This is a genomic window from Mariniblastus fucicola, from assembly GCF_008087665.1.
Lineage (GTDB): Bacteria > Planctomycetota > Planctomycetia > Pirellulales > Pirellulaceae > Mariniblastus > Mariniblastus fucicola.
Window position 1 is genome coordinate 3,538,542 of record NZ_CP042912.1, and the last position, 11,318, is coordinate 3,549,859.

An 11,318-nucleotide genomic window follows, 5' to 3' on the forward strand; every position below is an offset into this window, starting at 1 on the left:
ACTGCAAATACCGGCCACCCACCTCCGTCCCTCTCATGGCCGATGGCAACCGAGCTGCAGATTGTGGGGTATCCCCTCACTTGGCAGCTGATATTGTCTTCAGTCACGACGTGCGGAAAGGAACGAAATGGAAGTGACCTCCAACCCTCGTTTTGTGTATCTCCAACTGGACAAGCACAGAGCTTCACTAGCCAGCAGTCTTCTTGTACTGACCCTTTTAGTTATTCTTCCTAAAACGGTTGTCGCTCAGTTAACGCCCGTTCGCGACATGGTGCTGGACAACAACGCTCTGCTCATGGGGAACACCGGAAACTTTGGCCAGGGGATCAACGGTCGAGCGCACCAGTCGGAGCCTTTGATCACTATCGGAGGCTACCAGTTTGCGACCTGGTATCACAACGGGCCAAACAACGAGCAGGATGTCTACCTCGCTCGCCGAGACCTAGCGGATCCAACCAACACATGGCATGCGTTCGACACTGGCTACGACATGGAAAACGGCGACGAGGACGGCGATGGGTCAGGGGCTGGACGCTGGGATAGTCACAACGTCATTGGCATGGGCATTTCTGGAGACGGCCGCATTCACCTTGCCTACGATCACCACGTCGACGATTTGCGATACCTGACAACTCGCAGTGTGGGCAAGGCGACGCTATCGAACTCCGATTGGGCGACACAGACCGCTGACCCCGCCAATCTGTTTTTTGTTCCCGGTGGCGAACGAAAGAAGTTCAATGCTCAGGATTCAGGGAATGTTACAGGCTTAACCTATCCGCGATTTGCCGAAGGTGCCAACGGCGACATCATCGTGACGTATCGTACGGGCGGAAGCGGCAACGGGGACACTCACTTTCTGAGCTACAACGCCGATACTTCGGCCGCCCCGACGATCATCGCCGGATTTGAGAACTGGACTACTTCAGACAGTTTGCCTGACTTTCCTGCTTCGTTTTCGAACACTGCGACTGCGACCTACAATTCAACCAACGGAAGTGTCAGCAATCAAGGTGCAAGCACGGACGGCACGTTCGGAAGTTTCACTGGAGCGGCAGCCGACACCACAACCGAAAGCACCAATGACGGTGCGCGGTTGACCAATGGTGCGAATCACACGTACACCTTTACCTTTACAGATACCTCCGGTTCCGATACCGATTTGGGTGCGTTTCACTTTGACCTTGGAACGTTTCGTCCGAACTCGGCGCGCACCTGGACATTGTCCACATTGGCCGGGAGCAGCGTTTCTGTGGTAGCTGATTTGGCAACTGGAACGATTGACTCAGGTACTGGTGGTCAAGTGGACATGTTCAACGTCGATGTTGATCTTTCCGGGCTGACAGATTCAACGCTCGACGCAAACGGAACCGTGATCTTCTTCCTCGAACTCGAGGGTGGCACTCCAGACAGCGGCGGCCACCACGGTTTTCTCGACAACGTTGCTGTGAGTACCAGGGGCAGTGAAAACCAACAACGCTGGGGCGGATCGCATGTTGTCATCGACGGTAACGCTGGAACTTATTCCGATGCTTACGACACGAGCAATTCAAACAATCGAAACGCTTACTTGAACGGAATGGATGTCGGGCCGCTGGGTAACTTGCACATGACATGGACGTGGCGGGAAAGTTCGCAAGGTGCCAATCACGACGTCATGTATGCATACAGCGAAGATGGCGGAATTACGTGGTTGAATAACGATGGAGTGCTCGTTGCCGATAAGAATTCCGGCTTGCAGATGGATCTGAACTCGCCAGGCATCAATGTCGTTGAACTTGATCGAACGCATAGCCTGATGAATCAGCAGGCGCAGTGTGTGGACGCCGATGGATATGTCCACGTGCTGATGTGGCATCGCAGAGACGATGGAATCAACGGTGAGTACGACTGGGAACCGGGCGAGCGTTTTTCGGCCCTGGATTCGGCTTACTATCACTACCATCGAGACCCATTCACCGGCGACTGGACACGGCATCAACTTCCAACGTCACGACGCGTTGGGACGCGGCCAAAAATTGGATATGACTATTTCGGAAACGTCTTTGCCGTCTACACCAGCAACAGTGACTTGATCATCGCTGGAGCGACGAGAGCGTCGAACTACTCGAATTGGACACTACTCTACGAGGGCACTCGCAACTATCAAACCGATGCGATTCTCGATCAGAACCGTCTGTACAATGACGGAGTCCTTTCTGTCTATCTTCAGGAACGCGGATCCGATTCTACGGACGCAACAGGGACGGCACTAAGAGTGCTTGAATTCAATGTTGCTGTTTCTCCCGTGGTTGCGAGCGTCGAGATCGACTTGGGAGAAGAGCAACGCTCAACAGTCGAATCCTTTACTGTTTATTTTGACGGTGACGTCGACGTATCGCCCGGAGCAGTCTCTGTCGTGCAGCGAAGCACCGCGACTGAAGAAACTTTTGAAGCGGTCACTTCAACGGTGGACACCCAATTTGCGAACGGACAAACCACAGCAACGATCACTTTCGATTCGCACGTACGCAATTCGAACGGCGCGCTCGTTGATGGAAATTACCAGATCACGCTCGATGCGGATCTTGTTACGCTCGATGGCGTGCCGATGCGTGAGGACTATGTCTTCGGCAACGAAGAGAGTCACGCATTTTTCGCATTCTTTGGTGACTCAGACGGAAACCGCACCGTCAACGTCTTTGATTTGCTGGCATTGCGACAAACCTACAACTCTGTCTCAGGAAGCCCTGACTACGATGCCACCATGGATTTTGGAGCCGATGGTGTGATCAATATTTTTGACCTGCTGCCTTTCCGAATTCGATACCTCAAGACCATTCCGTTCACGTTTGGTTCGAGTCGGTCATCGCGGATTGTTAGCGCGGGTGGAAAGACGTCGGGCGGCGTTTCATTGAAGAAGTGATCTGTTCGGCGAGTTGTCGTGTTGTGTCTTGCAAGGGAATTAGTCCATGAAACCACAGAACGTCTCTGCATCCCTTTTCGCGGTCTGCTTGTTCATCCTGTCTGATGGAATCCTGCAAGCGGCTGAAGAAATTGACGGCTCAAAACCTAACATCATCTTCATCATGGCCGATGATCTGGGTTTCAATCAGATCGGTTGCTATGGCGATACACCGATTAAGACGCCGAACCTTGATCAGATGGCGAAGTCAGGAATTCGGTTCACCCAAGCCTACTCCGGCAACACGGTTTGCTCGCCGTCTCGCGTCTCGTTGTTCACGGGTCGCGATGGGCGGTTGATGGTGAACAACTCCAACAAGGTCCAGCTTCGCGATATTGACGTGACGTTTGCTCATGTTTTGAAGCATGCCGGATACGACACGGCTCTGTTCGGCAAGTATTCGGTTGGCTCGCAGATGGGAGTCACCGATCCGCTGGCGATGGGATTCGATACCTGGGTTGGAATGTACTCGATCCTTGAAGGGCATCGGCAGTATCCGCAAATCCTGTGGCGAGACGGAAAGAAGATTCGCATCGAGCCCAATGAAGGCGGGAAGAAACGTGCTTATGCCCAGAGACTATTCGCTGACGAAGCCATCAAATACATCAAGCAAGATCACAAGAATCCGTTTTGTGTGATGCTGAATTTTTCTTCACCGCACGCGGAACTGGCGGCGCCACAAAAGTTCGTTCAGCCATACGAGAAAATGTTTACAGAGAATCCTTACACCGGCATGTCGACCGGCGAACCGGACGACAAGTACGCGTGGTACTATCCTGAACCCGTCGATCGCCCCAACGCAGTGTTGGCGGGTATGGTGACGGCGCTCGATGCCTACGTTGGGGAAATCGTTAAAACGCTTGAAGCCAAAGGGATCGCGGACAACACGTTGATCGTTTTCACTTCGGACAACGGGCCTCACGATGAAGGCGGTGCCGATCCGGACTTCTTCAAAGCATCAGCTCCCTACAAAGGCATGAAGCGAGACCTGTTCGATGGCGGAATTCACGTGCCGATGATCGCGAGCTGGCCCGGACAGATCAAAACGGGCCGCGTCGATGATACGCCTCTGGCTTTCGCCGATATGCTGCCGACGTTTGCTGACCTCGGTGATGTTGATGTGAACGTCGTCCCACGAATCAAGACGAATGGGAAGTCCATCGCTTGCCGGCTCTCGGATTCGCCCAGCGAACTTGCGGAACGAACGCTGTATTGGGAATTCGGGAAACAGGTTGGCGATCCGAACTCAGGCATCGTTGGAGAAGTCTTTCAGGCGGCGAGGCGAGGGAAATGGAAAGCGGTGAAGTACGGATTGGATGCGCCGGTTCAATTGTTCAACATTGAAGTCGATCCCGGGGAATCGAAAGAACTTTCGAAAGAACATCCGGACGTGCATCAAGAGTTTGTGTCGCTGTTTAAAGAGCATGAGGGGTAGTAACATACAAGCCCGAAGCGCAAGCGAGTGGTTCGACCGCGCATCACGCACAGCCTATTGCTCACCACATCAAATCAGCCCACTCTACTCGCAGTCAAACCACTCGCTTGCGCTTCGGGCTCGTATTTCAAACGATCAAAAACCAAATGAACTCAACCATCATCAAACCACTCTTCATCTTTGCCACGCTGGCAATCGCATCGGTCGTCACATTCGAGCGCACCTTCGACGAGAAAATCACCCACCGCATCACCACTGTCGACGACAACGCTCTGACATTCGCCGTCGGCAAAGCAGCCAAATTCTCCACCTCGATCAACGGACGGTCTCATCAACAGACGCCGATAACGTCCTTTCGCGGTTTCCAGTACGCGACTTGGTATGATGCAACCCGAAACGTTTGCGTTGGTCGAAGGCAACTGCCTGATGGCCCTTGGGAAATCATTCGTCTCCTGGACCACAAGATTCAATCCAACGATGCTCACAACACAGTCGTCATTGGCATCTGCCACAAAGACGGCACGATCCATCTGGCCTTTGACCACCACGCAACCGAGTTGAACTACCGCGTTTCCGCAATCGGCGCGGCGACCGATCCACAATCGACTCAGTGGAGCACCGAACTCTTCGGCGAGATTCAACATTCGCTTGGCGCGGTTAAGACCGAAGAGCGTGTCACGTACCCGCGATTCTTCAACGCTCCCAATGGAAATCTGATGCTGTACTATCGCAGCAAGACCTCAGCTGACGGCGATGGAATGATCGAAGAGTACGACGGAGAGAAACACCAATGGTCGCCAGGATTGGGCAAGTTCATTTCCAAAGACATCGGCACGTTTAGCGCTGGCGGCAAGACAAGCCTCGCTCGTTGCCCCTACATGAACGATCTGTGTTACGCCGGAGACCGGCTGCACGCATCATGGATTTGGCGTGACCGGTTTAAGAAAACCCAATCGAAGAATCAGCACGATCTCTGCTACGTCTACAGCGACGATCACGGGCGGACCTGGTGCAACTCCAACGGAGAAGTGATCGGGAAAACGAACACCGATTTCATTCATCTTGATTCGCCGGGACTGGTGGTTGCTCCGATTCCGATCGGCTCTGGCATTACGAATCAAAACACGCAGTACGCTTATCCCGATGGCAGGGTCCACATCGTCGCGAGGCAACGTGACGATGCGGTTGGAGAAGGTCGTTATCGACACTGGTGGAGAGACTCAGACGGCAAGTGGCACAACGAGCCGATTCCCTTCACTGGCAAACGCCCGAAGTTGCTCGGCGATTCAGAACGTTCTTTGTTGCTTGTTTTCAATACCGATGACGAGGACATGCGTATCGTCAGGGGCACACCAAACTCCGATCGCAGTTCATGGCAGTGGAGCCGAGTTGACCTTCCGTTTTCGCTGGACGTGATTGGCGAGCCGATGGTGGATTACGCGCGGTGGGAACAAGAGAGTGGAAAAGTGCTGTCCATTTATTGCCAAAGAGAACCTACGAAGCTAATCGAAACCAACCAACCCGGCCCTGTCGACGGAGCCCCCTCGCCACTTCACGTGCTGGATCTTTCGTTTGCGTCTGAGAGGATGGGGAAATGAGCCGCGGAGGACTATTGGAGAGATGTTACGGCGTCCAGCTCGAAGCTCGTGTCGTATAATGGCAAGAAGACTGTTCGAACGCTTTTCACGACTCAACGTACTGGAAGAACAGTTGCAACAGTTCGAATCGGTTTTATTGAGGAGCAGAATTTGGCTTGGCATTCACCAGCTGTAATTTCAATCGTTTTCGCGGTGTGTTACGCGGTTGGGGTTGCGCAAAGAGCCGTTCAAGAATCTAGTGTTCAGTCGCGTACTGGACAATCAGAAAATTCCGAGTTTCGGCCGATCAACGGGATCATCGAACTCAACGTTCGACCAAGTCAAGTTCTTTTTCACCAAGGCTCTGTATTCGTTGCCTCTTGGCATGACCAGCAGATCCTTTCTTTTGATACCGAGACCGGAAAGCTGCTCGCCAAGTTCGACGCTTTTGATCAATATGAACATCTCAACAGTGACGGTAAAGTTCTTACCGGTTCGAGCAGGCCAGGTTCGATGGCTGTTGCAAAAGAAAGGTTGTTTGTAAATCAGGCTTTTGGCAGTTCGATCCTCGTACTTGATTCCCGTACGCTGCGAGAGATCACACGCATCGAACTTGACAAGCCGAGTCAGGGTAAAGTCACTGCTGCTCCTGACGGAAACGCGGTTTACTTCGCCAGCAACATAGAACGGGCGTTCTATGCCTTCGACCCATTTTGCACATGGCTTAAACGCACTCCCTACCCCGACGGCGGACATGGAATTGGGGCTGTGGTCGTTTCCCCGGATTCCCGGCGGCTTTACCTTGGAATCCAACGTGGCGCATCGGCTGACAACGCTGATCCGCCGTCGGAACTTGCCGGCAAAGTAAATCCACTAGAACAGCTATATGGTGGCCCCATGCTTTCAATCTATGACGTTGCGGAGGAAAGATATATCGCCTCAAAAAGCATCGGCGACACAATGCTCGAACGCGGTGTCGATTCAAGCATTGCTTCTGGGATGGTGTTTAGCAACGATGCGAAATCACTGTTCATCTCAATGCGCCAGTGCGTAGTTGGCGTTCACATTTTCGGCGTAGCGCAAAACAGATTGCTCAAGCCAGTCGCGTTTCCCACTACGCTTGAACGCCATCGAATACGCGGATGCAACGATGTAGTTGTGCATGATGACAAAGTGTTTGTTGCCCTTCTTTCAAACGACGTGATCAAAGTCGTGGATCCAGTCACTCAGACAATTGAGAATACTATCGATTGCGGGGAACAAGTTAGCAATATGGCGGTGTTCGAAAAGAAACTTTACGCTTGCCAGACCAAGCAAAAGCGAATCCTCGTTTTCGAGATTCAATAGCAGTAGAAAGCAATTGGCTTCGGTTATTGCCTGGGAGGCAGACAATGCACTGAAGTAGTTGTTTGTTGCTGCACAAGCGAAGCATGCACAGTTTACGGTGCAAAACTGGCGTTGTCGCTTAGGTTGAAAACGACGACAACTTGAATCAAAGTAAACATGGAAGTTGAAATGCATAACAAACGAATTGATGCCGCCGCAGGTGTGGCAATGGCTTGTTTTCGGCTGAACTACTTGCCAAGGCAAATGCTCTCGCCTCTCAGTCAGGGGCTGAAGTAGTGACGCTGAATCACTTGCGAGAGGCTGCTGGCCCCGCTGTCGAGAAGCTTCTGATGACAATTAACGGTGAACAGGAAACTGATGGGCAAAGAAAAGCCGCTTGAACAGGGAGCGACCGGCCCAGTTAGTACTAAGGTAGAGTTTCACTCAATCAGTTCAACTGAATCCGCACGATTGCTCCATCGCGGGTCAGCTTCGCGGCCTTAGAGATCTTCGCTCCGTTATGCTCCACGTGAACTTCGTAGTCACCAAGAAAGCCACGAACCTCGCACTGGCCTGAATCGTTCGTCGTGACAGACTCGTTGGTCCACCACTGGTTCTTGACCAAGTCGACGTAAACCTTCCCTGCCGGCTTGAGCGTCCAGTCTTTGCGCCAAAGTGCAGCCGCTGGTTTCCAGTGAGCGTTCTCCCAGAAACCCCACTGGACGATCGAAACGAAATTCGGATGACTGAAACTGGCGATCATCACGTCGCGATAAAAGTCGGCTTGCAGTTCTTCATCGTCGCCGGCTTCAACATCAAACTCGCTCAACTGAAGCCTCGGAGCGATCGCAGCAAAGTCATCGTAGACTTCCAGCAACTCTTCGGGTGGTGTCAAAGTCATCAGCTCAAAGTGACCCATGAAGCCGACCGTATCCGGGGCTTGACCTTGTTCGTTCAGGAAGCGGATCACGCGTTTGTAAGGTTCGCGTTTGTAACCGTTGGGCAAGACCTTGCCTTCGTTGATCGCGTGTCCGGCGTTCGGTGCAAGGCGGCGAGCTTCTTTCATGATGTCCGCGTAGATCTGCATCGAACCATATTCGGCTTCGTAGGTGTGCTTGCCCCACGCGATGATGTGGTTGATCGTGTCCCACTCGGTCACGTAGTCCGAGGTTTTCGGGATCACGTCGCCCATGTGATCCCAAAGCCACTTGCGATGAGCCTCCGGGTCGCCGACGAACTGTTTTTCCAGAGCGTTGAAGTCCATTGCTCCCCATGAAAGATAGTGGCCACGGATTCCGATGTTGTTGGCTTGCAAGAAAGGAACGGCACCCTCGGCGAACACTTTGCGAAGATTCTTTCCGTCGCGAGAGCTGCCCATCTGTTTCTTCCAGACATGCGGCCGAAGTTCGCTTTCAAAGGTGACCCAATTGAAATTCTCTTTGACTGTCTGGCGATATCGTTGAGCTTCCTTCCACGTGGACACGATTTTGCGACCGCTGCGATTCTTTGTGTACGGGAATTGGCTTTCATCAGCACCAAGAAGGTAGGCGTTGACGACGTTGCCAAATCCAAAGGCGTGTCGCTGCATCTGGATTTTGACGTTGGCATTGGGGACGGCATTGCCAGCGGCATCGACGACCTCGACCGTAAGTTTGCCTTTGCGGATCTTTTCAATCCGTGCCAGCGCGTCTTTTCGCCATTGAGCGTCAGGTTCGCGGCCCTTGTAGTTGACCGTGGAACGTGGCAGCGATTCGATGTCGTAGTCCGCGCCGTAATTGATCAGTTGCAGTTCCGCAATTTCCGCGTTCCTCCCGGCTTCACCCAGCAGGATTTTCATGTTGCCATCGTTGGAATCGCAGTCGGCCGTTGCGGTGAAAGACCGGACGTGCTGTTTCCAGGCTCGGTAGGCACCGAGTTTGTATTGATAGACAGGTTTGTCGTCGCCTGATTGCACGTTGAAGTACACGTTGTTTGGCTGACCGCCGGCGCCGGGGCGACGCATCCAAAAGGACAGCAAGACAACGTCTCCTTTCTTGATCGAGTCCGTGAAAGGAACCGTTACGGTCATGTTGGTTGGATCGCTGTAGCGAGTGTCAGATTTGACGAGGTACGACGAATCGAAGGGCATGTCTTCGACGGTTGCCCACTGTGCCGTTGCCGAAACATTGGATTGAGAGAACTTGATGTCGGCGTCTTTGTTGAAAGAGAGCAGACTCTGACCTCCGGCCGGTGGCACGATTGGATCTTCGGCGTTGGCTGAGCCGGGAAGGAATGAACCGATGCAAACTAGCGCGAGGGTTAATAGGTGTTTGAGCATTGAAGTATTGCTTTTGTGGTTTCGGAATGGTTTGTGGTTTGCAGTACAGGCTTTAGCCGGAAGTTGCTTGAGTTGAAAGTACAAGCCCGAAGCGCAAGCGAGTGGTTCATCTGCGCAACTTCATGCCTCTTATCGAGACAAGGCAAAAGCGCATTGCTCAACGCGCGGCAAAACCACTCGCTTGCGCTTCGGGCTTGTATTCTCTATGGTTTCTCAATCGCCAACGCTATGATTCGATCTGTAGTATTAAGTTGCTTCGAAAGTTCAGCGATCAGCGATGCATGTTGCGGATCATCTGCAAGGTTCCTTTTCGCAAGCGATAATGACTGATGGTCGAACAGTTCCCGCGCAACGACGTTGCCAGATGTCGAATTGATCCACTCGGTGTACCGCCATCGCGCGTTTCGCAGGCTGTATCCCGTTGTCTTGCCGCGAGGGTATTGGCTGATGGCGAAGTCGCGGATTTTCGTATCTGGCTTGGCAAGGACTTCTTCAAGGCTCTTGCCGTCACAGGATTCGGGAACATCGCCGCCGGTAATTTTTGCCAGCGTCGGGAAGACGTCAACCATCTCAACCAATGAGTCCGTTTGTTCTCCTTTCGCAAAACCCGGCGCGGAAACCATAAACGGGATGTGCGTATCGAGCTCCAGATTCGTGTGCTTGCACCACGCTCCATAGTCGCCCAGCTTGTAGCCGTGATCGCCCCACAGCACGATGATGGTGCTTTCGCGAAGCCCCAGCCGATCAAGCTCGGCCAGCACTTTGCCAACTTGTGCGTCTGCGAAACTGACGCATGCGGCGTAACCGTGTTTCAGTTCACGAGTCTGATCGTCGCTGAGATGGCCGCTGTCTGGCATGCCCATATAGTTCCGCAGCTCACCCCATTTCGTAAACGCAAGCGATGGCGAGCCTTCGGGCAGCGCACGATCGGGAACGTCAAAGTCGTCTCGCTGGTAGAGGTCCCAGTATTTTTTCGGCGCCGCGAAAGGAAGATGTGGCTTGGCGAATCCAACGCACATGAAGAACAGCTTGTCTTTTACGCCTCGCAACGATTCGATTGCTTCGTATGCGGTTTGACCGTCTGGATAAGCTTCGTCATCGACATCGGCGATCTCGAACGCGGGGCCTTTGCCGAGCGTTCGCAAGGTGTTGATGTCAACGCCTCGTTTTTTTCCGTCCTCGGTGCGTTGTTTGATGCCGTCGAGCGTATCTTTGTTGGCGTACTTGATCGTTTTCTTTGGAGAAAGTTTGGTCCAGCTTTTTTTGTCGTCGCGCGTGTGATGATAGACTTTTCCAAACGAGAACGTTTCGTAGCCGCGTTGTTTAAAGTAGCGCGGCATCGTCATCGCATCAGGCATGACTTTGGTGATCGGTGTCCACAAATCACAGATGCCTGTTGTGTCGGGATACATGCCGGACATCATGCTAATCCTGGAAGGAGCGCAAAGAGCTTGTTGGCAGTAGGCTCGCTTGAACAGCACGCCTTGTGTAGCCAGAGCGTCGATATTGGGGCTCTGAATGTAAGTTTTGCCGTAGCAACCAAGCTCTGGACGCAGGTCATCGATGTGAAAGAACAACACGTTCTTCTTGTTCGCAGTCGTCGCGCGTGTTGGGCTTGGTTCGTCTGCGAAGAGAATTCCGTTTCCGGTAAGCAGGACGCTGACGAAGAGAATGAAGAGTTTTAGAATTTGAAATTGAAAGTTGATCGTTTTCAAACGTGTG

Annotated in this window: 6 protein-coding genes; 4 read left to right on the top strand and 2 right to left on the bottom strand. The window is 52.8% G+C overall.

From position 1 onward, the window contains the following. The first annotated feature begins 127 nt into the window (after nucleotides 1–127). The 4 genes from MFFC18_RS13000 to MFFC18_RS13015 all read left to right on the top strand — a co-directional run bounded on the left by MFFC18_RS13000 (nucleotide 128) and on the right by MFFC18_RS13015 (nucleotide 7,300). The gene (locus MFFC18_RS13000) at nucleotides 128–2,902 is read left to right on the top strand and encodes a BNR-4 repeat-containing protein (RefSeq protein ID WP_084416872.1); all 2,775 of its coding nucleotides are present in this window, start codon (nucleotides 128–130) and stop codon (nucleotides 2,900–2,902) included. 46 nt (nucleotides 2,903–2,948) lie between these two features. After that, nucleotides 2,949–4,376: a sulfatase-like hydrolase/transferase gene (locus MFFC18_RS13005; protein WP_084416873.1), complete on the top strand. Its 1,428-nt coding sequence runs from the start codon at nucleotides 2,949–2,951 to the stop codon at nucleotides 4,374–4,376. Between the two features lie 146 nt (nucleotides 4,377–4,522). Beyond that, nucleotides 4,523–5,974: a BNR repeat-containing protein gene (locus tag MFFC18_RS13010; protein WP_075082933.1), complete on the top strand. Its 1,452-nt coding sequence runs from the start codon at nucleotides 4,523–4,525 to the stop codon at nucleotides 5,972–5,974. 492 nt (nucleotides 5,975–6,466) lie between these two features. Then, nucleotides 6,467–7,300 (top strand): YncE family protein, encoded by an 834-nt coding sequence (locus MFFC18_RS13015; RefSeq protein ID WP_148618859.1) that lies wholly within the window; start codon nucleotides 6,467–6,469, stop codon nucleotides 7,298–7,300. Between the two features lie 427 nt (nucleotides 7,301–7,727). Here MFFC18_RS13015 and MFFC18_RS13020 read toward each other — a convergent pair whose 3' ends face one another. Next, nucleotides 7,728–9,596, bottom strand: coding sequence for an endo-1,4-beta-xylanase (locus MFFC18_RS13020; protein ID WP_084416874.1), 1,869 nt, complete (start codon nucleotides 9,594–9,596; stop codon nucleotides 7,728–7,730). A 203-nt stretch (nucleotides 9,597–9,799) separates the two neighbouring features. Further along, complete coding sequence (locus MFFC18_RS13025; RefSeq protein ID WP_238381192.1) at nucleotides 9,800–11,311, bottom strand: sulfatase; 1,512 nt, start codon at nucleotides 11,309–11,311, stop codon at nucleotides 9,800–9,802. Nucleotides 11,312–11,318 lie beyond the last annotated feature (7 nt).